At 63.7% G+C, this 24,128-nt stretch carries 25 protein-coding genes; 12 read left to right on the top strand and 13 right to left on the bottom strand.

The window, feature by feature from the left end:
- Positions 1–106: 106 nt before the first annotated feature.
- Genes DEU35_RS06625 through DEU35_RS06610 form a run of 4 tightly spaced genes read right to left on the bottom strand, consistent with a single transcriptional unit; the run spans position 107 to position 2,692 of the window.
- Positions 107–685, bottom strand: a complete 579-nt coding sequence (locus DEU35_RS06625; RefSeq protein WP_116239014.1) for a suppressor of fused domain protein — start codon at positions 683–685, stop codon at positions 107–109.
- Positions 686–702: 17 nt separating this feature from the next.
- Positions 703–1,980, bottom strand: coding sequence for a GH-E family nuclease (locus tag DEU35_RS06620; RefSeq protein ID WP_116239013.1), 1,278 nt, complete (start codon positions 1,978–1,980; stop codon positions 703–705).
- Entirely contained in the window at positions 1,980–2,300 is a 321-nt protein-coding gene (locus tag DEU35_RS06615) for a type VII secretion target (protein ID WP_116239012.1), read from the bottom strand. Before DEU35_RS06615 ends, DEU35_RS06620 begins: the two co-directional genes overlap by 1 nt.
- Positions 2,297–2,692 (bottom strand): hypothetical protein, encoded by a 396-nt coding sequence (locus DEU35_RS06610; RefSeq protein ID WP_116239011.1) that lies wholly within the window; start codon positions 2,690–2,692, stop codon positions 2,297–2,299. Before DEU35_RS06610 ends, DEU35_RS06615 begins: the two co-directional genes overlap by 4 nt.
- Before the next feature lie 881 nt (positions 2,693–3,573).
- Between DEU35_RS06610 and DEU35_RS06605 the strand changes: the two genes are divergently transcribed.
- Entirely contained in the window at positions 3,574–3,882 is a 309-nt protein-coding gene (locus DEU35_RS06605) for a hypothetical protein (protein ID WP_147301838.1), read from the top strand.
- A 28-nt stretch (positions 3,883–3,910) separates the two neighbouring features.
- On the opposite strand, the gene DEU35_RS06600 is transcribed toward DEU35_RS06605, so the two are convergent.
- Complete coding sequence (locus DEU35_RS06600; protein WP_116239009.1) at positions 3,911–4,726, bottom strand: hypothetical protein; 816 nt, start codon at positions 4,724–4,726, stop codon at positions 3,911–3,913.
- A gap of 791 nt (positions 4,727–5,517) precedes the next feature.
- Here DEU35_RS06600 and DEU35_RS06595 point away from each other — a divergent pair.
- From DEU35_RS06595 to DEU35_RS06585, 3 genes are all read left to right on the top strand, one after another.
- Positions 5,518–6,639, top strand: a complete 1,122-nt coding sequence (locus DEU35_RS06595; protein ID WP_147301837.1) for an SIR2 family protein — start codon at positions 5,518–5,520, stop codon at positions 6,637–6,639.
- Between the two features lie 280 nt (positions 6,640–6,919).
- Positions 6,920–7,261: a hypothetical protein gene (locus DEU35_RS06590; RefSeq protein ID WP_116239007.1), complete on the top strand. Its 342-nt coding sequence runs from the start codon at positions 6,920–6,922 to the stop codon at positions 7,259–7,261.
- Positions 7,262–7,431: 170 nt separating this feature from the next.
- The gene (locus DEU35_RS06585; RefSeq protein ID WP_116239006.1) at positions 7,432–7,938 is read left to right on the top strand and encodes a DUF3846 domain-containing protein; all 507 of its coding nucleotides are present in this window, start codon (positions 7,432–7,434) and stop codon (positions 7,936–7,938) included.
- 1,692 nt (positions 7,939–9,630) lie between these two features.
- Here the strand turns inward: DEU35_RS06585 and DEU35_RS06580 are convergent.
- The gene (locus DEU35_RS06580) at positions 9,631–9,888 is read right to left on the bottom strand and encodes a hypothetical protein (RefSeq protein WP_116239005.1); all 258 of its coding nucleotides are present in this window, start codon (positions 9,886–9,888) and stop codon (positions 9,631–9,633) included.
- 109 nt (positions 9,889–9,997) lie between these two features.
- Between DEU35_RS06580 and DEU35_RS06575 the strand changes: the two genes are divergently transcribed.
- The 5 genes from DEU35_RS06575 to DEU35_RS16825 all read left to right on the top strand — a co-directional run bounded on the left by DEU35_RS06575 (position 9,998) and on the right by DEU35_RS16825 (position 16,118).
- Positions 9,998–11,665 carry an N-6 DNA methylase gene (locus DEU35_RS06575; RefSeq protein WP_181904591.1) on the top strand — a complete coding sequence of 556 codons (1,668 nt, stop codon included), beginning with the start codon at positions 9,998–10,000 and terminating at the stop codon, positions 11,663–11,665.
- Between the two features lie 4 nt (positions 11,666–11,669).
- Positions 11,670–12,599 carry a hypothetical protein gene (locus DEU35_RS06570; RefSeq protein ID WP_116239003.1) on the top strand — a complete coding sequence of 310 codons (930 nt, stop codon included), beginning with the start codon at positions 11,670–11,672 and terminating at the stop codon, positions 12,597–12,599.
- Between the two features lie 8 nt (positions 12,600–12,607).
- Complete coding sequence (locus DEU35_RS06565; protein ID WP_116239002.1) at positions 12,608–13,759, top strand: DUF262 domain-containing protein; 1,152 nt, start codon at positions 12,608–12,610, stop codon at positions 13,757–13,759.
- On the top strand, positions 13,756–15,087 hold the full coding sequence (locus DEU35_RS06560; RefSeq protein WP_147301836.1) for a hypothetical protein: 1,332 nt from the start codon (positions 13,756–13,758) through the stop codon (positions 15,085–15,087). Before DEU35_RS06565 ends, DEU35_RS06560 begins: the two co-directional genes overlap by 4 nt.
- A gap of 98 nt (positions 15,088–15,185) precedes the next feature.
- Positions 15,186–16,118, top strand: a complete 933-nt coding sequence (locus DEU35_RS16825; protein WP_147301835.1) for a hypothetical protein — start codon at positions 15,186–15,188, stop codon at positions 16,116–16,118.
- Positions 16,119–16,292: 174 nt separating this feature from the next.
- On the opposite strand, the gene DEU35_RS06555 is transcribed toward DEU35_RS16825, so the two are convergent.
- From DEU35_RS06555 to DEU35_RS06545, 3 genes are all read right to left on the bottom strand, one after another.
- On the bottom strand, positions 16,293–16,571 hold the full coding sequence (locus DEU35_RS06555; RefSeq protein WP_116239000.1) for a helix-turn-helix domain-containing protein: 279 nt from the start codon (positions 16,569–16,571) through the stop codon (positions 16,293–16,295).
- 360 nt (positions 16,572–16,931) lie between these two features.
- A complete protein-coding gene (locus DEU35_RS06550) occupies positions 16,932–17,321 on the bottom strand; it encodes a VOC family protein (protein ID WP_116238999.1) in 390 nt (129 codons plus the stop codon).
- Positions 17,318–17,758, bottom strand: a complete 441-nt coding sequence (locus DEU35_RS06545; RefSeq protein WP_116238998.1) for a VOC family protein — start codon at positions 17,756–17,758, stop codon at positions 17,318–17,320. The genes DEU35_RS06550 and DEU35_RS06545 overlap by 4 nt, the downstream gene beginning before the upstream one ends.
- 142 nt (positions 17,759–17,900) lie before the next feature.
- Here DEU35_RS06545 and DEU35_RS06540 point away from each other — a divergent pair, with 142 nt between their 5' ends.
- Positions 17,901–18,482, top strand: coding sequence for a LysM peptidoglycan-binding domain-containing protein (locus DEU35_RS06540; protein WP_181904590.1), 582 nt, complete (start codon positions 17,901–17,903; stop codon positions 18,480–18,482).
- Between the two features lie 33 nt (positions 18,483–18,515).
- Here DEU35_RS06540 and DEU35_RS06535 read toward each other — a convergent pair whose 3' ends face one another.
- Entirely contained in the window at positions 18,516–18,707 is a 192-nt protein-coding gene (locus tag DEU35_RS06535) for a hypothetical protein (RefSeq protein ID WP_116238996.1), read from the bottom strand.
- A 48-nt stretch (positions 18,708–18,755) separates the two neighbouring features.
- On the opposite strand from DEU35_RS06535, the gene DEU35_RS06530 reads away from it, so the two are divergent.
- Positions 18,756–19,772 (top strand): hypothetical protein, encoded by a 1,017-nt coding sequence (locus tag DEU35_RS06530; protein ID WP_103206287.1) that lies wholly within the window; start codon positions 18,756–18,758, stop codon positions 19,770–19,772.
- Between the two features lie 47 nt (positions 19,773–19,819).
- Here the strand turns inward: DEU35_RS06530 and DEU35_RS06525 are convergent, their stop codons facing one another.
- The 3 genes from DEU35_RS06525 to DEU35_RS06515 all read right to left on the bottom strand — a co-directional run bounded on the left by DEU35_RS06525 (position 19,820) and on the right by DEU35_RS06515 (position 23,145).
- On the bottom strand, positions 19,820–21,406 hold the full coding sequence (locus DEU35_RS06525) for a hypothetical protein (RefSeq protein WP_258873374.1): 1,587 nt from the start codon (positions 21,404–21,406) through the stop codon (positions 19,820–19,822).
- A complete protein-coding gene (locus DEU35_RS06520; protein WP_116239340.1) occupies positions 21,388–22,131 on the bottom strand; it encodes an ABC transporter ATP-binding protein in 744 nt (247 codons plus the stop codon). Before DEU35_RS06520 ends, DEU35_RS06525 begins: the two co-directional genes overlap by 19 nt.
- Before the next feature lie 258 nt (positions 22,132–22,389).
- Positions 22,390–23,145, bottom strand: a complete 756-nt coding sequence (locus tag DEU35_RS06515) for an SDR family oxidoreductase (protein WP_103206288.1) — start codon at positions 23,143–23,145, stop codon at positions 22,390–22,392.
- A gap of 100 nt (positions 23,146–23,245) precedes the next feature.
- Here DEU35_RS06515 and DEU35_RS06510 point away from each other — a divergent pair, with 100 nt between their 5' ends.
- The gene (locus DEU35_RS06510) at positions 23,246–24,091 is read left to right on the top strand and encodes a helix-turn-helix transcriptional regulator (protein WP_116238995.1); all 846 of its coding nucleotides are present in this window, start codon (positions 23,246–23,248) and stop codon (positions 24,089–24,091) included.
- Positions 24,092–24,128 lie beyond the last annotated feature (37 nt).

Genomic DNA, 24,128 nt, shown 5'->3' with positions numbered 1-24,128 from the left:
GCTCCGTAGAGACCGGGGGTGTCCTACTTTGCACGCATTAACGCGATTTGGAATGCGCTCGTGATAGTCCCCGGCAACCCACCCGCGTGGCCTTGTGGCTCTCCGGTCAGACCAAGCTGGCGCGGCCGAGATCGAAGAGGTCAGGTTGACGCTGTTCGAACAGGTCCTCGAGGGCATCTCCATCACGAGCTTCCGCGAACGCGGCCTCCTCGTCGGTAATCGGCACCACCTGCAGCCACGTCGTGTAGACGTTCTCGTCTTCGTACGCGGGGAACTCGTTCTCCCAGCAGAACGGGGGGACGATGAAACCATGCTGGGTTGTCACGTCAGCTCCAGCGTGTTGGAACGCGCCGCGAATGACCGTCCCGTACCGGGATGGGCCGCCGTCTGCGACGTAGAACGCGCAGAATGCGAGCCCACCGCCGAAACGTTCCCAGTCGCTACCCGCGCAGCCGACGAACTCTGATGTCACCGGCTTTCCCGCAGCGGTGCGGTATCCGGTGTCGATGAAGCTGGCGCCCACCGTGCTCCATGACGTCAGGCCCCCGTCCGGGCAGTCAGCAACGGCAAAGCCTCCCACGGAATGGCCCGACTCCGCCGTTTCGTACTTTCCAATGAACGGTTCCAACCCCGGACGCCCGAAACCGACGAGCGAGCGGTCGCGGGCGATGTACGAATCGATCATGTGTTGCTAATCCTCGCTTAGGGGCCCTGATACTGCTCGCGCCCAAGTTCGTCTTGATGGTCGCGGTTGTGCTTTCCGAGTTCCGGACGATAGTGGCTCGGATCGTTATGTTCGTCAAGAAATTGCGACCTCGGGATTCCGCGCTCTTCCGCAGACGCGGCGTGATGCCGGAATTCAAAGCCGGGCTTGTGCCCCATGTCCCATTTGTCGTCCGGCCCGATGATCGATTGATCGCGCGGGTTTCGCACGTGGCCGTCCGGCCCACGGTTCTGCTCATACACAGTATCTCGCACTCCCTTGCGGTACCCGCTGGGCCGCTTGTAACTCACGGGTCTCGAAGGCGTTGCCGGAACGGGCTGTGTGGGCACGATCGGAGGTGTTGCTGGCTGGGGTACTGGGTTTGGCGCGCCGCTCTGCGAGGGGGAAGGGGCGCTCGCGCCCGACGGGTCTGGCGCGCTGGTAGGCATGTGCGCGGTGCCGTTGACGGAGCCATCCGGAGTGGGCGCCGCTGTACCACTGCTTGAGAGGTGGACGTCCTCGGCAGCGCCACCATGGCCCCGGCGGAACAGTTTCGCCAGTACAGAGCAGAGCTTGTCGAACAGCGGCATCAGCTTCCGAGCCGACGACAGCAGGTTCTCGATAAAGCGGCCGACGCGCGTCGCGACGGAAGAAACCCGCGCCACAATTTGCCCGACTGCCACTGGCGTGCCGAGTCCGAGGGTCGCGCCAGCAGTGATCAGCGCGCTGATAGCCGTACCCACGACCTGCGCGATACCGTCACGCACTAGCTCGTAGACCGCCTGCACGAGCGTGGATGCGATCTCGAGGCCCGATCCAACGGCCCCCGACCAGGTGCCGGTTGACGCAACGGTGTCCGCGAGGGCCTGCACGTGAGCACGGTAGGCGGTGATGGTCTCACCGCTCATGTCGTCGAGATCCGCAAGCCGGTGCTGCAGATCGCCACCGACCTGGTTGAGCTGGTTCGACACGTTTGCCCAGGTCTGCGCGAATGCCTGGACCTCGGCGGCGTTGCCGGTGAGATCCTGCAGCCAGCCGCGGAGGGGCTCGATGTGGTCGAGTACCCAGCCCAGGCCGTTCGCAAGGAGGGTGCCGATCGGGTCGATCACCGCGGCGATCGTGTTCACTGCCGTCGAGAAGGCTGCCATGCCGCCTTCGACCCAGTTGCCCGATTGGATGGCGTTGGCGAGGTCGGCGCCGTCTTGCAGAAGATAGGCGCCGCCGAACGCTGAGGGCTCAGATGCGACGGGGGCAGCGACGAGCGGATTGTCACTCATCAGCCGAGCCCTCGCTCAAGGCTGCGAACGACATCGACGACGGACTCTTCGTAGCGCTGGAAGTCCCCAGCTGCGTCACGAAGCTGCGATGCGGAACGCTCAATGGCGTCGCCGCCCTGCTGGATCGCGGACCCCACGGCCTGCGACACGCTGCTGACCGGCGGAACCATCCACGAGCACAGCAGCCCGAACGCACCACCGGAGAGATTGACGGACTGCACCGCCGAGAGCGCCTGCGCAGCATCGGAGGCGAGCTGATCAACGAGGCCCGCGTGCTGGTGCAGAAGCTCGACATCGACCCGGATGTCGCCGCCACTCACCGGACACCCCCGGACCGACCGAGCTCATCACCCGCATTACGGGCCTCAAGGTCCGCCGCGATCGTCTTCACGATCGGATCGTCGTCACCCATGATCTCTGTCGTTGCGACGAGGGTGTGGGCACGAGCTTGTCGAGTCGCCTTGCCCATCAGCTCGAAGATCTCGGCCGCGAGACGGTCTCCGCCACGGTCGAGGGCACTGTCGCCGATGCGGAGGTCGCGCAGCACGCCGGCAGCGTCGACCTCGACGGAAAGGTCACGGCGGATGGAGACAGCCTTGCCTCGCACGCCGTCGATGGCGGACTGCAGCGCGGGATACCGCTCCGCGCGCTGCTGCGCCCGATGGACGTCATCTTGTACCCGCTGCACCGCGTCGTCAGCACCCCAGACCATACGAGCCCCCTTCGCATTTCGGACACTCGACGATACGACGATGTGCCCCGGATTTGGATGAGACTTCTCCCATCTTCAGTCGGACGCCTACGCGCTCGTCGCTGCTACTGCTCGGGCGAGCGCGTGGGAGAGGCGCAGCGCGCTGTCTGCGGTGATGAGCATCGACCGTTCGTCGAGCTCATCAATGGTGAGGGAGATACACGTCGAACCAGACCCCACAGCGCGCTCAATCCCGATGTCAATTTGGAGGTTGCGCCCTCCCGGGTCAGAGTTACTGGTTCTCGGAGAAAGCTCCACCGCGGCGACGGTGCCGAGGTCACCCCAGTGGCGTGCGTCGTGCGGGTGGACCTGATTCGTGTGATCCGCCACACACCACCCCGGGCAATCATCTAATTCCACGTGCTTTCTATCATCCACGCTAAATTCCTTCTCTCCTGCTCGTTGGTGCCTGGCGCTCATCGGCACAGTAGCGAGAACTGTCTCTGGACGTTCGCAGTTATCCACAGGCGGATGGCGCGACGACTCTGCCGCGAGGAAGTCCCGGGAAGCGCAGTGTCTGGGGTTCGAGCTACCTTGAGCGGCATGCCTACCTCTGGCTCGCGAGAGAGCCCGCGCTTCGTCTACGTTCCGTGGAACGAAGAAGTGTCGATAGACGACCGAGCATCGCACGTCTTCGCCGTTGCACAGGACCTTGGTTCCAAAGAGCGTCTGCCGTAATGGGTATCGCGGCAACCAGGGATCAATTGCCAGACGGATGGGGGAAGCTCCCGTACCGAACGCGAAAGTCCTCGGTCGCTGCGATCGACGGACCCGCGGTGCGGATCTACTTCTGGCCGTCGGTTGATGATCTCGCGTCGGCCCGCCCGGCAAGTGCCGGCTTCGTGATCGTTCTCGAGTGGGAGACGGGGGAGTTCGCCGGATGGGCGAGACACAACCGTGCGCTCAACTTCGATACGGGCGAGGACCTCGTCCCCACCCGGTCGGCTGAGGCGATGGAACTCTACGAACGCATCGCGTGGAACGGCAACAACGGGTGGCGCGACGATTGGGGCAAACGAGATGCCATCAGGGACATGCGCAAACTTCGTGACATGGGCGAGCTCGACGTCCTCGACCTCGCTGGGTACATGATCGGGCGGCGGGGGAGTCGAGCGATTCGTCAGCTTCTGCGGCTGGCTCGGAGCGTGTGAGGCGCGTTTGCTGGCGCAAGGCTGAGTCCTAGAACCAGCCCATCACGTCGTCACCAGGCCGATTACGAAAGTAGTGACGCTCGAACGGTTGGAGTACGAGAGAAGCAGGCGACACGTGATCCTGCCTCGAGCTGTTGAGCTGCGCAGGGCGCCACGCGCTTGCATTGCCCTCCACCGGTTCGACCGCGGTTCCACCCATCACAACCCGGTGTTCTTCGACGGCGCCGACCCACCCCGGGAACCGGTAGCTCATGCTGAAGATGACGTCCTCATGAGGACCTTCGATTGAGGTGTCTCCCTGCGCCCACCTTGCAAGATCTACCCATCGCTCCACCGTTTCAGTGCGAGAGACTTCAACCGTTCGCGATTCCCCTGGGGGAACGGCAAGGTCGAGTGGGCGTGTTGATGGATCTGAATCGGACCGATACCGCGCTTCCATGAATCTCGGGCCGTCGTTGATCACGGTGACCGTTCCCTTCGCCTGAAGCAGCTTCGAGGAGTCCCGCGGGAGCACGTACTCCTTCTGAGTCAGACGGTCTTTCTTGCGGTCGTCGAGGAAGATGGACGCGGGCGGTTCGGCAGGATCGAGCACTTCGGCGTGGAGATATGCCGTGACCGTAACGCGCGGCATCTCGGCATCGATGTGCGCTTTCAGCGCATCGTCGCGCAGCGCTTCCCCCTGACTCAACTCGGCACGGGCAACGTCGACGGCTTCGATAGCGGCCCGGGTGCTCTGTCTTGTTTGCACCGCTTGCCATGCGACCACGGCGGCGCCAACCGCGGAGATGGCCGCGGCGATGATCGACACGACGACCGACACGCCTTCTAGCGAGGTGCTGTCCACGCGCTCATTGTGCCCGAACTAGCGGTGCCGTTCCACAAATTAGAACCGCGGCTCTGAAGCCGCGCTTCGACGGTTGGCCAACCAGTCTTGACTGAATCGCATCCATTCGTCGCGACGCATCTCGTCGAATCGAAGCACTTCGCTAGCGGCGATTTTATCTTCAGATGTAGTCGCAACGTAGGACGTGAGTTCTTCCTCGGCCCGATGCCAGCGTGCTAGCGCTTCGTCCGCGGAAACCCAACGCGACCGAAAATTCAGGAAGGGCTCGAGGGCGGTGATCAGAGTCACGAGAGCGGAGAACGCGAAGCCCCATGCCGCCAGTCCGGACAGGTTGGAAAGGCCGAGGAGGACAGTTGCCACCCACGAGAATGCGAGAGCCAGCATCCGGATTGTGATCGCGCCCGCGGCCCATCGACTCCGTCTGCGTCGAAGGTAGTTCCTGTCTTTGTAGAAGCTTCTCCGTACCGAATTCGCCAGCTCGAGCGGTGTTAGTTCAGTCCGTAGGTCTGGGGCCTCCGGCTCGTTCGGGTTCGCGATGATTGTCGCCCACACGAGCAGCCGCCTCCATCCTCTGAGCTCGGCGGGTTCCTCAACAGGCTTGGCGCTCTTGCCAGGTTGAACAGGTTGTGTGCGCATCCCCCGAAGATAGCGGTGAGCAAGCGGCCCACACGATGTGAAGCGCTGATAGGTGCGACGCCCCGCGACTTCCCGGCAGCCGCGTCGTCATTGCGGGACCCGGCCCCACGTCGAGATTACTGGGCTGTGCAAGTGGAGTGTGACACTCTGTACTAGTGAGTGACCTGTCTGTACTTGTAGGTAATGGTTTGAGCGTCGCGTACAACCCAGAGTTGAATCTCGCTTCCATCACCCAGGAGATGCTTGAACGTGTAGAACGTGAAGGCGACGCCGGATCTGATGTTCTCCGCGCGATGAAGGAGATCGCCCGACGAGCGCTTCCCGAGGGCGCGACGACCGACGACGACTTTGAAATCATCGTCGGCGCATTTGGCTCCGAAACCCGCACCCTGGGTTATCTGGGGGAGCTCGCTACCCTGACGTCGCCGGCAGACGAAGACCTCAAGGCAGCGCTAGACCGGGTAACCACCTTTGCCGAGCAGGTGCGCGACGCGGGCATCAGTCGGGTTCTCGAGATAATCTTCGAGCGATCAAAAATGCGACACAGCGATGCTAGTGGGTTGTTCAGGCTGTTGCGCGCAATCGTGGGCAAGTTCGACGGTCGGGTGACTTTCGCCAACCTCAACTACGACACACTCCTGCTTGCTGCACTTATTCATTTGTACCGCGACAGCCTGGCGGACATGGCGCAAGGCAACCGGTCCGGGTCGGTCACAACTGACGGGGTTCGGTACAATGTGCCTCCGCTCCGCCGCCGAGGCGACTTACCGGATGAGCGACGGCTACGACTTCTTCATTTGCACGGTTCGTTGACTTATTGGACAAACCGGGAACGGACCGGTTTCGTGAAACTTGATCGTAGTTTTCTGCAGACTCACTCACAGTGGGTCGCCGTCCGAGAGGGGCAGACGAACGTGCGCCCGGTTGTAGTTCTCGCGAACCAACGAGACAAGCAAGCACATGTCGAAGATTTTCCGTTCTCTCTCGCCTACGAGATGTTCGCTGCTTCGATTGCTGAGACCAATCGATGGCTTATCGTCGGGTATTCGTTCCGCGATGCTTGCGTGAACGACGTGATGCGCGAACAATTTAGGTCTCGAAGCGATAAGCCGACGGTCCTCGTGTCCACTTTCGGTGATTCGCCCTCGCGCCGGGAGGTTGAAGTTGCTCTCGGCTGGGGTGCTGAGGATGGTGACTCATCACAGCGGATCCTCTTCCACCGCGGAGGAGCGTTCGACCTCGCCTCTTCGGATGAATGGTCGACATTCTCCGCTTGACATTGTTGTGACCCCGGGATCTTGCACTTGCCATTTGCTGGCATGCTCATTGCTCGGCCCGGTAAATCGTCAATCCGGCTTCAAGTGAGTCAGAAAACGAAGGCCTCGTTGAGGTGTCGATCGGACGGTTGGCGCGGACGACGTTCCGTCGTTCACTAAGCACAACGGGTGCTGCAGTTCGGTCCAGGCGTCCGCCTCAGACCTCGTTGCTGGTCTGCGGTCTTGTAGAGAACTTGTCCTGAGTTCTCGGCCGCATCCGTCAAGGAGGTGACCCGCCCACATGAGCGAGTCCAACGTCAACACCCCGCCCGCCTCGGCTGCGTCCGCCAACGGACTCGGCTGCGGCCCGATCAAACCCCTCGCGGTCAGACTCAACGAGTCCACCCGCACCCAGCTGGACATCATTGCCCAGCTGCGCGACCGCAACGTCACTGACGAGGTACGTCTCGCCATCGAAGCCTGGATCGACAAGACCAAAGCCGACCCAGCCATCCAACGCCGCGCACAAGACGTCCGCGACGAAATCGAACGCGAAGCAGCAGGTAAACGCGACGCCATCGCCGCCATCTTCAATGCCACACCGGCACCGAAGACCCCGCGAGCGAAGACGTCGACCACCTGACGGCTTCACCCTCACGGGCGGTCGGCTTGAGCGACGTCCATCTGGATGCTCGCTCGCCGGCCGCCCTGCCCCACTCTCGCTCCTCGTGATAAGCGCTGCTCGTTTGTGCTCTGCGATTTCACGAGAACCATCCCGGTTCCCGGTCGCAAGCACAAAGGCGGCACACCACCATGGTGCAGGGCATCATCATCCCGGCGTCCGACGCCAGGGACATGCATACCATCGAACTCGAAGAGGTCGGTGACAATCACAAGGCTGTCGGCGGGTGGATCGAAGCCGTCGACATCCCCGATCTCGGCGTCACGATGTATGTCAACGAAGAGGGACTCATCCGGGACCTGCCGTACAACCGGCGCGCAACGTTCCTGTGTCGTTTCCACGTTCCACCGGCCCGCGACGCCCGACTTGTCGGCGACGTCGTAGTGGTCGGACTGACCGATGACGAGGGCGAGAGCACCGAGCTACCGAAGGATCTTCGGCAGGGTCTACTCGAGCCGGGAATCTACCGAGTCCTGACCCGCGAACGCGTTGGCAGCCCCTGGCGCGAGGAGCCAATCGATCGAGACGACTACGTCGAGACGGTCATTTGGGCAGCGATATTGGAGGAAATGTCGTCAATCCTCGAGGTGCAGATTGAGCGCGTTGACGGCAGTACTGACGAGAATAATCGACCTTGACGAGGGGCGGTGGTCGCCTAAGCCACCGCCCTATTCCTCATCGGCGTCTACGGCCTACGGTGGTCACGGAGCCAGGTCGCCCGTTATCCACCTGGGGGAGATAGGTTGACAAGGGAGGTGAATGCCGTTCCTGAGTCGCCTGTAGCCGTTCAACCAAGGCCACTATCAGCGCGTCGACTAGAAGTGAGGACAAAAGCAGTCCTGGGGTGTCGGATCGAAGATTTCCCGGCAACCCCTGTAACGCAATTGGCGGTCGGCCTGGCTGCGTGCCCTGCACCACCAGATTTTCGCTCTTCTTTGCCTCGCTCGTGCCTTTCTCGACGGATCTGCACCACCAAACGCGTGAACCTTCGCCGAGCTTTTCGGGAGCCTGATGTGGCTGTACACGCTAGAGAATCGCTCCGCCGCGACGCCCGACCCCGTCGCGGAAGCGCAGTGACTCGATACGCGCCGCGTATCGCATCTGGCCGCGATGGGAGTCGAAGCTGAGCTCGCCCCACTACTCGCAGCCTTGGATATATCGATGCTTGGCGTCATCGATTCCTCGATCGACAACGAAGCCCGGGCGTTCGTCGCCGCTTTGAAGAGGACGAACAACCCTGAGCTCTATGAGATGTGGTAGGAGGCATCTCAGTCCACCCATGCCACGGCCCGACTGGCCATCGACTGGGCGCCGATCGAGAACGACGGATTCTTCGAGTCCAAGCCTTCCTCTGACTGGACCAGCGTTCTACACATCACCTCGCTTTACCTGTGCGGCGTTACGGCGAGCATCGTGCGGGACGAAGGTGCAGAATTAGCGGATGCGATGCGCTTTGCCCGGGCGATGTGAGATAGGCGGCGAGAAACTGGGTTGCCCTTATGAACTGCCAGCAGTATCAGGGTCTCGCGGACGAATGGGGAGCTTCGACCGGCTCCGGTCCTGCCACACGGCCCTGCCGTAACGCCACACGGTGTCAGCCGCGATGTTGCACCCGATCGCGATAAACGGCACAGTCAGCTCCGCGGCAAGAGAAGCGCGACCACTCGTGCGACCCAAGGCGGTCTGGCCGCCAGCCATACCGAGACCGCCGTGAAGTTTGGGCCCGCCGCCAAGGTTCGAAAGAATCGCGTTCTCGCGCGGAGCACCGTGGAGGGTAGAAATAGCGGTCCCCGTACTCGCAAAGCCTCTGGCTGCATGTTCGAACATCTGCTCGTGTACGGCGCGGCCCGCAGCCTCGCCTACACCCTCAGTCGAGGCCATCGACGGCAGTCGGTCGACCAACGACTCCTTGAAGGCTGCGACCACACGGGGATCCAACATGGCGCAAAACATACCAGTCCGACGTCGAATCTACTTAGACGGGCGAGATGCCTATCGCTCTTCAATCCGAACGTCCGCGAACTCGTCTGACCACCACGCTGTGTACTTGATGCCGTTTTGGTCTCGCCACCGCACCCCATGCTCGGCAGCGCCGGGAATGGGTAGGCGCGCGTGATCTGCAGGCAACGAGCAAGCGAAGTCGCCGTTACGAGCGCCACATGCCGGTGTCGATGTACTCATGCGAGCACTCTGCCAAACCCTCGGACACACGGCGACCCCACGGGGCCGCAGCACGTGTCAGCCACACTTTGCCACCCCCGTGACGACTGCTCACGCCGAGAGTGCTGCTTGGGGCGGGCCGCATCGACCTGAGTCGTAACGCCGACCCTTCAGCTAGCGAAGATTGCAACCATGCGCTCTTGCAGAGCGGCCTCCGCCGCGGCGCCTGCAGCTTGCTTGGAAGGGAAGGTCCGATCAAGCTTGACCACAGTCGCGCCGAACAACGTCACCTCGGCGCGCCAGCGTTCGGGGGTCAACGACTTGAGGGTGGCGATGATTTCGAACTTCGGTGCGGCGGAGCCGTGTTGGATTGTCCGCCGCACCCCCGGCTCCAACAGGCCATGCTCGTCGTAGAACTCATGGATCATGTGTCCAGAGTAAGTCGGCGCCCCGATCTCTGGGAATTTTTACCGTAACTATGTTCGATTCGGCGTGCCGACTCGATCAACGTGGGAGGCCCGCCGTAGAGTGGCCAGCGTGGACCTCCTACCCGGCGATAGCGCGACTTTGCGCAAGGCTCGTGGGGCGTTCTTCACACCAGAACCGATCGCCGAGCATCTTGCTGCATGGGCGATCCAGGACGATCCCAACGCTGCGGTCATGGACCCCACGTGTGGTGACGGAGTCTTCCTGCTCGCCGCGGGTCGGAGGCTTCGCGCACTCGGCCGAGCAGATGATCTGGATAGCCAGCTATTCGGCGTCGATCTCCACGCGGCATCCCTCGGTGAGGCGGAGCGTCTCCTTGCGGAAGAGTCCCTCGAAGCACATCTCATTGCCTCGGACTTCTTTGAGTTGCAGACGCCCGATGTGCTGGATGCGCCAGTGCCCTACCTCGACGCGGTGATTGGCAACCCGCCATTCATCCGGTACCAAGAGCACACTGGAACGTCCCGGCGCCTCAGCGCCGAGGCCGCGCTCAAGCAGGGTGTCCGCCTGAGTGGACTCGCGTCGTCGTGGGCGGCGAGCCTCGCCCATGCGGCGGGTTTCCTGAAGCCCGAGGGTCGCTTAGCGATGGTGTTGCCCGCGGAGCTTCTCACTGTTGGGTACGCTGAGCCAATTCGCGCCTGGCTGCGATCGCGCTTCGAGCGCGTGAACCTTGTTCTGTTTGAGAGACTGCAGTTTCAGGACGCCCTCGCAGACGTGGTGCTTTTGCTCGCAGAGGGGCGCGGAGGCTGCGACTCCTTCTCCCTGTGGCACGTCGAGACTGCAGATGACCTTGCCAAGGTGCGGCCCTACATGCAACTCAACGTCACACCGCCCGAGTCGGGTAAGTGGACTGACATTCTCGTGCCGAAAGCTGCGCGCGGTCTCTACCGCGAGGTGCTGGCGCGTTCATTCAGCCCGCTGAGTGAGTACGGAACATCCGAACTCGGTGCGGTGACGGGCGCTAACAAGTTCTTCGTCATCTCAGAGTCGACGCGTCTGCAGTACAAGCTGTCTGAATCGCAGCTTGTTGCGGTCAGCCCGCCAGGTACGCGGCATCTCAGGAGCCCGGCATTCACTCGTGCGCAATGGAAACAACTTCGTGATGCCGATGAGCCTGTGTGGCTCTTCAGGCCTGAAGTGTCTGACACCTCTGAGGGTCGGATTGCGTACACCGCTTACGGTGAATCGCTCTCTATCGACCAGGGCTACAAGTGCCAGATTCGCACGCCATGGTGGAGGCCGCCTGCGCCATCGACGCCCGATCTCTTCTTCACCTATATGAGCCACAACTATCCACGGCTGATCACGAACTCCGCGAAGGTTGGTTTCCTCAACTCGATGCACGGCGTCCGCCTGCACGAGGGTGCGCCGAAGATCGCCGCCGCCGCACTCCCTTACATGTGTCTCAATTCGGTCACCATGCTGGGTGCTGAGATAAACGGGCGTTCGTACGGTGGCGGAATCTTGAAGATGGAGCCCAGAGAAGCAGCCCTGCTCCCGTTGCCGTCACCGGAGGTGATGGCGAAAGCGTGGCAAGCGCTCGAGCCGCAGCGACGGTCGCTCGATACTCGGCTTCGCAACGGTCAGTGGACTGAAGTAGCCAAGCGAGTCGATGAAGCGGTGCTCGGTGTAGGGGCTGGTCTCTCGGCAGACGAGATTGCACTTCTACTCGGCGCGGCACGTCAACGGAGAGAACGGCGACTCCGTCGGGCAGAATGAGGCCATGGCCTCATCTGCTGATCCCAATGATCAAGCGCGCGTAGAAGCGCTCGTAGGCAATCCCTGGGACAAGGTCGAGGCGCTCCGGGACCGCATCCAGGATCAGCTCGTCAAGAGCTTCCGGGAGGTTGAGTCTGACTTTCTAGATCTGCTCTGGACGATCGACACGTACCGCGTCGAGCAGGTCACGCCGCGCGCGGCGTCAGGCAGCAGGCTCAAGAAAGGCTCTGAGGGTGGCGAGGGTATCTATCGGAGTAAGGGCAACTTCTTCTCGGAGATCATCACGCTCATCCTGAGCAACAAGACCTCGAGCCCACTCGCATCTCGAAGCAACGTTCAGGGTTTCTCTCAGCTGCATCAGATCGACATTGCTTGGCCGGCGCGCCCGGGCAAGGCGCTGCAAGACCCTCTCATATGCTGTGAAGCCAAGTTGACCGGTGCGCCAGGCTTTGGTTCCACGCCGGATCGCAAGGGGCGTGCTGATTGGAGCAACCGTCGCAAGGAACTGAAGTTTCAGGCCACCGACCTGAAGCTCTACAGGCAGCAGGAGAATACCCGCATCCAGCATTGGGATCAGTGGCGTCGTAAGGCTCCGCCTCTTGTCTATACGCTCTGGGCTGCGCGGCTATCGACGCCCGAAGAATTTGCGAAGATGATTCAAGATGCTCAGGCGCTGACGGCCACATACCTCGACGGCGTTGGCATCTACGGCTTTATGAAGAACTCGGCGGGTGATGGCTACGTCGCCGCCTCAATATCGCGGGGTGTGTCGGAGCGGGTGACGAGCATGGACAACGTGCTCGACCTGATCGCTGCTGAGATCTCCGACGTCATGGAGTCGCATAACAACCGAGTGCCTGAGCCAGTGATCCCCAGTTCGTTCGCGGCGGAAGCTTCCAAGGTCGACGACATCAATGCGTCCAAACTCTTTTAAGGAAAGTCGTGAGGCTAACAAAGACCGACCCTGACCTTGAGTCGCTCGTGCGCCGGATCCGTGAGGGCGAGCTTGATCTCCAGCCTGATTTTCAGCGCGATGAGATTTGGGATACTCCGCGCCGGCAACGTCTGATCGACACCATCCTGCGCGCGTGGTATGTACCTGCGATTCACGTGGTCGTGGATTCGGAAGGCGAGGATGTTGTATTGGACGGACAGCAGCGGCTAGCTGCGATCCGCGACTTCTTCGCGAACGAGATCAGGGTGAATGGGTCGACGGAGCCTCCTGACGAGCGGATAAGGCGGCTCGACGGCTTGACGTACGAGAAGCTCCCGGCCGAAGTTCGCCGCGCCGTGAACGGCTTCTCGATTTCTGTAATCAAGCTGGACGATTACAAGCCACAAGAGCCGAATGAGCTCTTCTTTCGGCTCAACCAGTCTTACAACCTCACGCCCCCGGAGAAGCGCAACGCTCTGCATGGAGAAGCTCGCGACCAAGTCAAGGAATTGGTCGAGGAACTCAAAGCGAGCGGGCTTCTGACGAGGGAGCGAATTGGTTTCAGCAACAGTCGACTCGCCTACGATGACGTGATCGCGCGTGCATGCGTGGCTCTCGAGATCGACGACATGCGCCGCCACATCAATAACAACGTGGTCGAGACCCAGTACAGGACCGGCGCATTCGCGGAAACGACTATTTCTGGTGTCCGATCTGCGGCGGCGCAACTACTTAGGTTGATCGACGCGACGAAGAATCGCGTCCGATTCAACAAGGGCACGTTGCAGACCTGGCTGGTCTATTGTGCGTGGGCTCCCATTGACACGGGATTGATTCCTGACCACCTGCTTGCTCGGTTCGAGGAGCTCCGTCTCGAGGCGCGTGCCGACCACAGTACCGACTTCCTGGGCCCACTCGTTGCCCTTTACGACGATCGTGCGTCGTATCGAGTGACCGACGTATCCTCTGTTCTGATTCGAGACCTCGTGATCCATCTCGTTTCTGTGCACGAGTTTGACACGCAGCCGAAGCGAATGTCGGACAGCTTGATCCGGCAGCTTGAGGAGAGCCCATCCAACTTTGTGCAAGGATCTGTATCGGCTTTTATTGAGCAGGAGGACTGGGGGAACCCGATCATTGATGGGGATGCGACAGCATGAGGCGAGCCGACGAGCTCCGCGTCTGGCGCGATCTGCAAGCTGCGCACGCCAACGCGACTCCGAACTTGTTCTCGATCGGGCCCGCCAGCGTCATTGATCTATCTCGCCCTTGCACTGTCCTGGGCGGACGAAACGGTTCCGGCAAGTCACGTTTGCTTCGTTCTATCGCTGCAAGCCTCGGGGAGGCGGCGCTTTATCTGGACCTTCATCACTTGTGTGAGCAGGCGCTCATGGTGCTCAGGTCTCTCAACAATCTCGCCGAGATGAAAGATGAGCTGGGCTTGATCGGCCCAGACGACAAGCGGTTAGATGACGTGCGACGGGTAGTCGGCCGCGATTATGAGTCGGTTGAATGGTACGCGCTTGACGTCGGGCCCGAGGGGCAGGAAATCGCGGCGAAGTTTCGTTGGGGTCGCGACCCCGATGACGATCCGCTGACGCCCTACTTCACGGTGAGCTATGCCGGAATCACATATGACGCGTTGGAGATGGGGCTTGGCGAGTTCTCGGTTCACTTCCTCCTTTGGATTCTCGAGCAGTTCAAGGACCACAAGGATCTCACTCTGCTCCTCGACGAGCCCGATGCATATCTCCCGCCGGTCGGTGTCGAAGGCCTTCTTTCGCGACTTCTCGCGATCTGTCAGAAACGCGGTTGGCGGATGTTGATCTCAACGCACTCGGAAGAGATGATCGCTTCGGCTGTCGACCACGACGGGTTCCTCCTCCTGCGCATGGGTGAGAGTGGCTCGACTGACGCTTATCATTCCGAAGACGACCCTACGATTGCCGATACTCTGCTCGCACGACCGCCCATCGAGCGTGTTCTGTTTGTGGAGGACGAGTCAGCCTGGTATCTGTGCCGTGCCCTGCTCGATCAGGGTGACCGATCGCTATCCAAAAGCACCTCGCTTGTGTGGGGCGGCGGCAATGGTTTCATGACGCCTCTCCGCACTAGTCTTCCCCGGCCGCCCAAGGCCGAGCTGGCGTTCGCTGTCGTGCCCGACGGTGATCAACGGGGGAAGATGTCTGACCGCCCGATTGACGGTCAGTGGCCGCTTCATTTCCTACCTGATACAGGCGATCCCGACGAACTCTTCAGGACGCTCAAGGACGATCCCGTCGCACTGGCCGAGGCGCTGCATGTTGACTCTGCGGAGCTTCAGCGAAAGCTTGACGAACTGGAGGGCGAGGACGCCCACGACTGGGTCAACCGTCTCGGTGACGTGTATGGCAGGCCCCACGTTCTGACTGTTCTCGCTGCATGTTGGGCTCAGGCGCACCCTGATGAGTCTGTTCGATTCGCGCTGATGGTTCGAGCTGGAGATTAACCGGGATGGGCGAAGCTAGTTTGACCTGCCTGTCATCTGTGCAAGAAGGTAGTTTGGGCTTCCGTGGCTAGCGATCAAGTACGACAGAGGGGGATGCGATGAAGAAGCCGAAGTTTGTCTGGCATTATACGGACGCGGAGGGCCTCCGAAGTATCGTCACGAACCGCGTCTTTTGGGCAACTTCTCACCGGTTCATGAATGACTCCCTCGAGCCAAAGCACGCAACCGCGACGTTAAAGCAGGCGGGCCTCGTCGCGCGTAAGAAGCTCAACCATGACCAGGCGCTTCGTTTCGACCAACTAATGCAATACGCCGAGCGCAACGGGCTTGAGGCGTTCCTCCTCTGCGCTGCGCTTAAACCCGATCTGTTGACGGTCTGGAGAGGTTACGGATCGTCTGTCTCATATGCGATTGAGTTAGACGCCGGCGTGGATTTTTTGCCAGTAGCGCAAGCTCCGACTGACCGTCATCCCTTCCCGCCCGCATCTTGGAAGCGTGATGAGATCGATGAGGACGATAATGGTAAACCCATCTATGGCCCAGATCCTGATGATGTGCGGATTGAGTCTGACGGCTGGTGGCCAGTCCAGTACGACTCAACGACCGCTATAGAGCGTGTCGAGCGTATAGCCGATCTAGCCCGTCGAGGGCCGCATCCTCTTTCCGATGCGTTGCTCCCTTGGGTAAATCTTGGAGGCATTGATCTGTTGCAACTCAAGAATCCGGCATTCGTTGACGAGCGTGAAGCTCGCGTTGTGTTCGAGGTGAATCCAAGGTGGAAGTTCGTGAAATACCGCTCGACGCGGTTCGGGCTCACTCCCTATATCGAAGTTTCGCCAGCGGACGGCGAGAACCAACGTGCGGCAAACGATCGGTTTGTCACACGCCCCGCGCGCAGGCTGCCAATACGCGCGGTACATATTGGACCGAGTCCTCTCGGTGACGAATCGGTAGACGCTCTACGTGAATTCCTCGAGTTTCACGGTTACCCCGATCTTCCAGTTGTGAAGAGCGAGACGCCCTTTCGCTGAAGTGCACGCGGCAAACCGAATCTCGTCGTGGGTGAGGCGATCGACGCGCTGTTCCCTAATCCTCTTGATCCGCTACGCGACCGCGACTGAGCCCTTGGGGAACCTGACCTTCAGTTGATTGTCGTGTTCGGTGGGTCCTTGAACGCGATGAGCTCACGGGCCTTACGACGGCAGCTATTGTGCCACCGTTTGATCGCTGCGCACCATCTTCGCGATAGTTGCCGGGTTGCGGTGGAGAACATTGGCAATGTCCTTGATGTACGCGCCTGAGTCGTAGAGCTCCCTCGCCCGCTGCCGCTCCATATCCGTGATGGTTCGTCGGAGTGTGACGCCGGCCTCGACGAGATGGTTGGTGACCGTCTGGCGATGGATGCCGTGCTTATCAGCTATGGCGTAGACACTGGCGCCTGCGCGGTAGTCAGCGATGATTTGTTCGAGCAGCGCGGGAGTCATCTGACGGAGGGAACGTGTTCCGGGCCCATGCTCACGGATCCGTCCTCGCAGAGCACGACAAATCTCCCCGTTTCGCAGCGCCTCGCTGAGCGCCAACAGGGGTCGTGAATTGTTCGCGAACGCTTCCATTGGGGCCACCAGAACACCACGAGAAGGCCTCCGTCCAGCGGGGGCCTTCTTCGTTTTTCGAACGGAATCGTTCAGGAACCGGCCGCCCACGGGGCGCCCGGAGAGCGTCGAAGTCGCCGCTCCAAGGGGTCGCCGAGAATTCACGGATGAGAGGCCGGAGCGCGGGTGAACGGCGGGCGGCGCCGGCATCCGGAATTCCCTCGAACTCGCGCCTGAAGGCGCGTCCGGTGCCTACGACACGGGATCGGGAAGCCGCGCTCCCGCGCGGATCTCCTGCAGGGCCCAGGAGTTGCCGTCGGGATCTGCGAAGAATGCATAGCGCACCCCGCCGCCCATGTCCTGCACCGGTGACACCTCGAGGCCCTTCGCGGCGAGGTCGGCGCGAACGGCGTCCAGGTCGTCGACGACCAGGTGCAGGTTCGACACCGGCGTCCCAGCCCCCATTCCGACGCCGAAGGAGATCGAACAGGCGGAGCCGGGCGGGGTGAGCTGGACGACACGTATGCCGTTTCCGGGGGAGACGTCGTGGTCGAGGACGAAGCCTACGACGTCGCGGTAGAACGAGATGGCTCGGTCGACGTCGGACACGGGCAGGGGGACTAGCTCGAGGCGCATGCTCACGAGCTCACGCTTCCGCTCTCGGCCCAGCCGCCGGGGGCAGCGATGTTGAACATCCAGGCCACGCCCCACGGATCGGTCACCTCGCCGTAGAGGTCGCCCCACATCTGCTTCTCGAGCGGCTGCACGACCTCGGAGCCCCGCTCGACGAAGCGGTCGTAGAAGCCGCGCACGCGATCGAGTTGGTCGCTCATGAACGCGGCGTGTACGCGATTCGCGCCCCAGCCGCCCTCGGGCTCGCCGAAGGCGTCGGCTCCCATCACGGTGAAGCCGTCGGCACGCAATTCGGAGTGCATCACACCGTCGGCGGGGGCGTCTGTCATGCCGAAGTCTCCGAAGGTGCTGATCTTCAGCTCGCCGCCGAAGACCGACTCGTAGAAAGTCATCGCCTCTCGGGCGGCTCCGGCGAACGAGATGTAGACGACGAGCGAGGTGGCCATGAGGCATCCTTCCGGCGGCGGGCGGTGGCCCTCACCTTAGACCCGTGCGTGGTGACCGCGATGGCCCGCCCGCCGCGAGCACCGAACGAACCACGCCCCGAGGCAATGGCGCTCGACGACGCCGCCTGGCATGCTCGACACCATGAAGCCGTCTGCCAAGGTCATCGTCGGCCTCGTGTGCGGCGCGGTGGTCGTGGGATTGGCGGCGTTGACGGTGCCGGCCTTCGCGTCGCTGGGGACGGTCGCCACGGTGGCCGCGGGCCTCACGTCGTCGCTGGAAGTGATTCCGAACGACGCGACGACGCCCACGGCATCCGCCCCCGCCGATCCCTACGGACCGCCCGAGGGGTACGTCGACGTCGGCAACGGTACGTACATCCCCGGGGGAGGGTTCGGCGACTGCACGGAACCCGCCTACATCCACATGGGCAGTCAGGACGGGCAGGCCCCCACCGCGAGTCTGTTCGGAAAGCTCGTCGACACGGGCGTCCGCGAGTTCGCGGCGGGAACCCCCACGTCCATGGAAGATGGACGCATCGCTACGTACACCGTGGCCCCCGGTGACACCCCCGCCGCGATCGGCGACCGGTTCTGCATCTGGAACCCTCTCTCGCTCACCACGCTGAACGGCATCCCCGGCAGCACGATCCACCCCGGCCAAGTGCTCGTGCTGGATCCCGCGGCCGTCCCGGGCTTCGTCTTCGACTACCCCTACGACGACTGAGCCCACGCCGAGACCGGCGCGCGGCATCCGGTCTCAGGCGCCCGTGAACGTTCGCAGCTGCGCGAGCAGCCTCGGCGCGCTCGCGTCGAAGCGCGCGCCGCCGATGAGCACCCCGCCCGCGAAGACGACCGCGCCCCAGACGAGTCCGATGCCGAGTGACACCCACCCCGCGCCCGTCGCTCCCGCGAAGACCGCGAGGATGGCGGGGATGAAGACGGGATGCACAACCTCCCGAGAAGCAGCGCGGCCCTCCTGCGTCACTACTGTCGACGTATGACCGACAGCCTCGCCGACACTTTTGATCTCGGCGCACTCCGAAGTCCGGTGGCTGTGCACGACGTCCGCCGCTTCGACCGAGCCCAGGGCACGCCACTGGGAAGACGGTGGAAAGCGAAAATCGTCGTTTGCACCCTTTATCTCGCCGCGCAGGCGGTGTTCTTATCGCTCTACGTGCCGGTAGCGAAGTTGCCGTCGGCGACCGCCGACACGATCACGGGCGCGGTGTTCGTCCTGTCGGGCTTGCTTGCGGCATGGTGGTGCGCTGTCGCGTGGAGAGACGCCGTGCGCGCCGTGCGCGTCGCCCGCGCTGCCGCATCGAACGGGCTCGATTTCGACGTCCACCCTCGCGTCGTCGACCTGCCGGGGACGGCCGTCGTGTCTCTTCCGGGCGCGGTCGCCACGCATGCCCTGCGCCCCCGCTCGGCCGGGCGGTGGCCGGTGTTCACCGCCGCCAGCGTCGGGCCCGAATTCGCACGGGCGGTGCGCCACCGCGGTATTGTGGCGATCACGCTTGAGGTGCAGACGCCGCACATCGTGGTCCACAATCGTCGTGCTCGCGCTCGAGACGGGTTTGCGTCGAAAGTGCGGGGCGGTCAGCGGTTGCGCCTCGAGGGTGACTTCGACCGCACCTTTTCGCTTTACGTGCCAGCCGGTTACGAGCGCGACGCCCTCTACGTCTTCACTCCCGACGTCATGCAGCGGATGCTGGATGTGGCCGCCGACTGCCAAGCCGAGCTGGTCGACGGCTGGTTCGTGCTCACCGCCCGCAGGCCCTGGCGCCTCTGGCGGGAACAGGAATTCGTGGCGCTCCTAACGATGGTGAGCGTTCTCGGCACAAGGGTGCGTTCGCAGACGCAGCGTTACCGCGACGATCGTTCGCTTCGGTCAGGCGAGGTCGCCCCGCACGGACGGAGATTGCGTGTTCGGCTGTCTGCGGGGTTTATCGCCGCCATCTTCGTACCGGGTGTCTTCGTCGTCGCGGGTTTGTGCCGGCTGCTCGGACTTGTCTGACAGGCAGAACGGCGAGGAAGCTCGGTGTCGGCGCGCGGCATCCGGTCTCAGGCGCCCGTGAAGGTCCGCAGCTGCGCGAGCAGCCTCGGCGCGCTCGCGTCGAAGCGCGCGCCGCCCATGAGTACGCCGCCCGCGAAGACGATGACGCCCCAGACGAGTCCGATCGCGAGGGAGACCCAGCCGGCGTCCGTCACCCCAAAGAAGATCGCCATCACGGCAGGTACGACAGCGGGCAGCGCCAGCACGGCGACCAGGGCCCAGCAGAGGAAGAACGCGAGGAACATCGTGAACGTCGAGCCGGGCACCCGCTTGAAGGGCGAATCGCCGGGGGCGGGCGTGGGCACCACGAGGAGGGCCGAGCTCACGGCGCTCACACCGAGCCCCACCAGCGTGAGGCCGATCGAGCCGCCGATCACCGCGGGGAGCAACTCCCACTTGCCGACGATCGCCAGTGTCACGACGTCGGCGAGCAGCACCAGCGGGATGCTCACGGTCGCCGACCCGAGCATGCGTCCGAGGCGGTCGGCGCGCCCGCGGATACCGGTCTGCAGCACCGTGGCGAAGGCGGTGCCGTCGTACGACACGTCGGTGTACGCCAGGATGCCGGCGAAGAATCCGACCAGCAGGCCCGAGGCCGCGAAGAACGGTCCGTCGAGGTCGCCGCGCGAATAGATGAGCACGAGGACGGGGGCGAACGGGATCAGAAGCAACTGCCGTAGATACCGGAAATCGCGCGTCCACGACGTGAGGGAGCGCGCCCAGGTCGCCCCGACGGGGTTCGAGGGCATGACGCCGAACCACCCCAGCGATCCGGACCGGCGACGCGTGGCCGCGCGTGCCGGAGGACCGACGAGGGATGCCGACAGGCTCCGCTGCCAGAGCCACCACAGCACCGCGAGGGTGACGACGGCGATCACGAGCTTCAGCACCCCCGTGGTCCAGGCGCCCCCTGCGAGGTCTCCGGGCACCGCCCACGCGGCGGCGATCGGCGTCCACGACAGACCCGTGACGAGGGCCTGCAGCTGAACCCCCTGCTCGCTCGCCGAGACCAGAGCGCCGGTGATGCCGATGAAGATCGGACTCGCGAAGATGACGAGGGCGAAACCGACGAGGCCGATGATCTCGCGGGTGCGGCGGCCTCCGCCGATGCCGGCGGCGAGGGCGGCCACCGCGCGCGAGGCGACGACGCAGATCACGACGCCAAGCGGAACGCACACGAGCGCGGCGACGGCCGCGACCGGGTACCGCGCCCACACGAGGAACACGGCGAGCGAACCGACCGCGGTCGTGATGCCCGGCACCCCCGTGAGCCCTCCCGCGATGATCGCGACCATCATCTGCCGCGTCGTCATCGGGAAGGGCGCGAGCTTGGCGGGGTCGAGCGTCGTGTCGAGCCCCGCGGCGAAGATCGGGCCCACGACCCACCCGAGGGTGAGCAGCGCCCCCGCGGCAGTGATCACGGACCGCGCGATGTCGAGGTCGAGCGTGCCGACGAAGAAGAGCCCGACGCCGACGAGCAGCAGCATCCACAGCGCGCCGATCACTCCGAAGATGAAGCCGACCATCTGCATCGGGCTCCGCATCAGGGTGTTGCCCAGGACGCGGAACCGGATCTTCAGGACTGTCGCAACCACTGCGGCCCCTCCGCGTGGTGGCGTCCGCCGACCAGCTCGACGAAGCGGTCCTGCAGGGTCTGTCCACCTCGGACCTCGTCGACGGTTCCGGATGCCAGCAATCGGCCCTGCGCGATGATGGCGACGTGGTCGCACATGCGCTGCACGAGGTCCATCGAGTGGCTCGAGACGATGACCGTTCCACCCGAGGCGGTGTAGCCGCGCAGGATGTCTTCGATGTTGGCGGCCGACACCGGGTCGACGGACTCGAAGGGCTCGTCGAGGACGAGCAGACGTGGGGCGTGCACGAGAGCGCAGGCGAGGGCGACCTTCTTGGTCATGCCCGCGGAGTAGTCGACGACGGGGGTGCCTGCGGCCTCGGTGAGGTCCATGATCTGCAGCAGGTCGGCCGTGCGGGCGCCGACCTCCTCACGCGTGAGGCCGAACATCATGCCGGTGTAGGTGACGAGCTGTTCGCCGGTGAGCCGGTCGAACAGACGCACGCCGTCGGCGAGGTTGCCGATGAGCTTCTTCGCCTCGACCGGGTGGGTCCAGACATCGACTCCGTGGATGCCGACCGTGCCGGCATCCGGCCTCAGAAGTCCGGTCGCCATCGACAGCGTGGTGGTCTTGCCCGCGCCGTTGGGACCGACCAGACCGTAGAACGACCCGGTCGGGACGGTGAGGTCGAGACCGGCCACCGCGACCTTCTGCCCGAAGTGCTTCGCCAGACCCGCCAGCTGCATCGCCGGAAGCGAATCGCGGGAGGCGGGCGGTGCCACCGCCTCGGGCAAAGCGGACGGCTGGGGGGCGTCACGAGGAATGTCGGTCACGTCCCGAACCTATCGGCGGGCGGCGGGGCGATCCCAGCCCCGCCGCGGAACTTTTCGTTCTCCGTACCGGATGGCGTCGACGACCTCCGCTCGCACGGCGACGGCCTCGTGCCGCCCGTGGGAGTCGCGAAGGCCGCCCCGACCACCCGGGTGGGTATCGCCCGGGGCGGTTCAGTGCGGGTCGGCGGCGTTGAGCTGTCGCACCGTTTCGGCATAGCGCCCCTCGGCCTCGGCGCGGCGCAGGAACGCCAGACGCTCGACCTGCACCTCGGCCACGTCGGGCTGATCGCGGAGGATCGCCATGACCTCATCGGCGAATTCCTCCAGATTCATGGCGAAAGAGCTCTCGCGCTGCCCGGGCAGCAGGTCGGTGGCGACCGACGGCGGCTCCAGTTCGAGTACCGAGACGCTCGTCCCCTCGAGCTGCAGGCGGAGCGACTCGCTGAAGAGGTGGATGGCGGCCTTCGTCGCATTATAGGTGGGGGTTGCGCGCAGCGGCACGAACGCCAGACCCGACGAGACGGTCATGATCGTGGCATCCGGTCGGCTCTGCAGGTGAGGGAGCAGGTGCGCGATGAGCCGCAGGGGACCGAGCACGTTCGTCATGACGGTCTCCTCAGCGGATGCCAGGACCTCGGGGCCCGCGGTCCAGTCCTCGACGCGCATGATCCCGGCCATCGCGATGACGACGTTCAGGTCGGGGTGACGGCTCACGACCCCGGCGGTCGCAGCGCGGATCGAATCAGCGTCGGCGGTGTCGATGAGCACCGTGTCGAAACCCTCCGAGGCCGCGAGCTCGTCGAGACGCTCGCGACGTCGGCCGCCCACGACGACGGTGTTGCCCGCGTCACGCAGTCGCTCGGCGAGGGCGAGGCCGATCCCGCTGGTGGCGCCGGGGAGGAAGACGGTGTTTCCGGTGATGTTCATGAGCCCAGTCTTCGTTGCCGCGCGCACGGCATCCAGGCCCCGTCGATCGGGGGATCGTCGATCCCTGGATGCCGACGGCTCGACGCGCGAGGATGAGGTCATGAATCGCACGGGGGTGGCGGAGTTCCTGCGGGCGCGGCGTGAGGCGCTGCGGCCGGAGGACATCGGTCTCGTGTCCGGCGCCCGTCGCCGCACCGCCGGATTGCGTCGTGAGGAGGTCGCGCAGGCGGCCACGATGTCGACCGACTACTACACGCGCCTCGAGCAGGCGCGGGGACCGCAACCGAGCACCCAGATGCTCGCGGCCCTCGCCCGCGCCCTGCGCCTCGGCATCGACGAGCGCGACTACCTCTTCCGTCTCGCCGGCCACGCGGTGCCCGATCGTCTCGGCCGCGCCGACCACGTGGTGCCGGCGTTGCAGCGCGTGTTCGCGCGCCTCGACGACACCCCCGCCCTGGTCATCTCGCACCTGGGTGAGACGTTGCTGCAGAACCCTCTGGCGGCGGCACTGCTCGGAGACCACGCCGGCGCCCGCGGCTGGGACCGCTTCGAAGCGTGGCGGTGGTTCACGCGCCCCGGCGACGAGCGCCGGAAGTACCCCGCTCACGACCGCGAGAGGCAGAGTCGCGCCATCGTCGCCGGGGTGCGCGCGGCGTACGGCGTGCTGGGGCCCGCGTCCACTGCCGGCGAGCTCGTCGCCGAACTGCAACGCCGCAGCGAGGAATTCCGGTCGCTGTGGGAGCGGCAGGAGGTCGCGCAGCGTTTCGCCGACCACAAGGTGCTCGTGCACCCCGAGCTGGGGGAGATCGAGGTCGACTGCCAGGTGCTCTTCACCGAGGATCGCGCCCAGGCCCTGCTCGTGCTCACCCCGCAGCCGCGCAGCGCGGCGGAGGAGAAGATCCGTCTGCTCGGCGTCCTCGGCTCACAGCGCTTCGCCTCGCGGTGAAACGACGGATGCCACGCCCCGAGCGTCCTGAGAACGA

The organism is Microbacterium sp. AG157 (genome assembly GCF_003385695.1).
Classification (GTDB): domain Bacteria; phylum Actinomycetota; class Actinomycetes; order Actinomycetales; family Microbacteriaceae; genus Microbacterium; species Microbacterium testaceum.
The sequence above is the reverse complement of the archived record's forward strand: the minus strand, read 5'-3'. Positions and strand labels throughout refer to the sequence as shown.

Coding starts and splice junctions, on each gene's coding strand:
- DEU35_RS06570 (WP_116239003.1), top strand. CDS start 11,670: ATGGCCTCATCTGCTGATCCCAATGATCAAGCGCGCGTAGAAGCGCTC.
- DEU35_RS06540 (WP_181904590.1), top strand. CDS start 17,901: ATGAAGCCGTCTGCCAAGGTCATCGTCGGCCTCGTGTGCGGCGCGGTG.
- DEU35_RS06585 (WP_116239006.1), top strand. CDS start 7,432: ATGGTGCAGGGCATCATCATCCCGGCGTCCGACGCCAGGGACATGCAT.
- DEU35_RS06545 (WP_116238998.1), bottom strand. CDS start 17,758: ATGGCCACCTCGCTCGTCGTCTACATCTCGTTCGCCGGAGCCGCCCGA.
- DEU35_RS06510 (WP_116238995.1), top strand. CDS start 23,246: ATGAATCGCACGGGGGTGGCGGAGTTCCTGCGGGCGCGGCGTGAGGCG.
- DEU35_RS06590 (WP_116239007.1), top strand. CDS start 6,920: ATGAGCGAGTCCAACGTCAACACCCCGCCCGCCTCGGCTGCGTCCGCC.
- DEU35_RS06555 (WP_116239000.1), bottom strand. CDS start 16,571: ATGACTCCCGCGCTGCTCGAACAAATCATCGCTGACTACCGCGCAGGC.
- DEU35_RS06530 (WP_103206287.1), top strand. CDS start 18,756: ATGACCGACAGCCTCGCCGACACTTTTGATCTCGGCGCACTCCGAAGT.
- DEU35_RS06625 (WP_116239014.1), bottom strand. CDS start 685: ATGATCGATTCGTACATCGCCCGCGACCGCTCGCTCGTCGGTTTCGGG.
- DEU35_RS06520 (WP_116239340.1), bottom strand. CDS start 22,131: ATGCAGCTGGCGGGTCTGGCGAAGCACTTCGGGCAGAAGGTCGCGGTG.
- DEU35_RS06620 (WP_116239013.1), bottom strand. CDS start 1,980: ATGAGTGACAATCCGCTCGTCGCTGCCCCCGTCGCATCTGAGCCCTCA.
- DEU35_RS16825 (WP_147301835.1), top strand. CDS start 15,186: ATGAAGAAGCCGAAGTTTGTCTGGCATTATACGGACGCGGAGGGCCTC.
- DEU35_RS06610 (WP_116239011.1), bottom strand. CDS start 2,692: ATGGTCTGGGGTGCTGACGACGCGGTGCAGCGGGTACAAGATGACGTC.
- DEU35_RS06580 (WP_116239005.1), bottom strand. CDS start 9,888: ATGATCCATGAGTTCTACGACGAGCATGGCCTGTTGGAGCCGGGGGTG.
- DEU35_RS06560 (WP_147301836.1), top strand. CDS start 13,756: ATGAGGCGAGCCGACGAGCTCCGCGTCTGGCGCGATCTGCAAGCTGCG.
- DEU35_RS06515 (WP_103206288.1), bottom strand. CDS start 23,145: ATGAACATCACCGGAAACACCGTCTTCCTCCCCGGCGCCACCAGCGGG.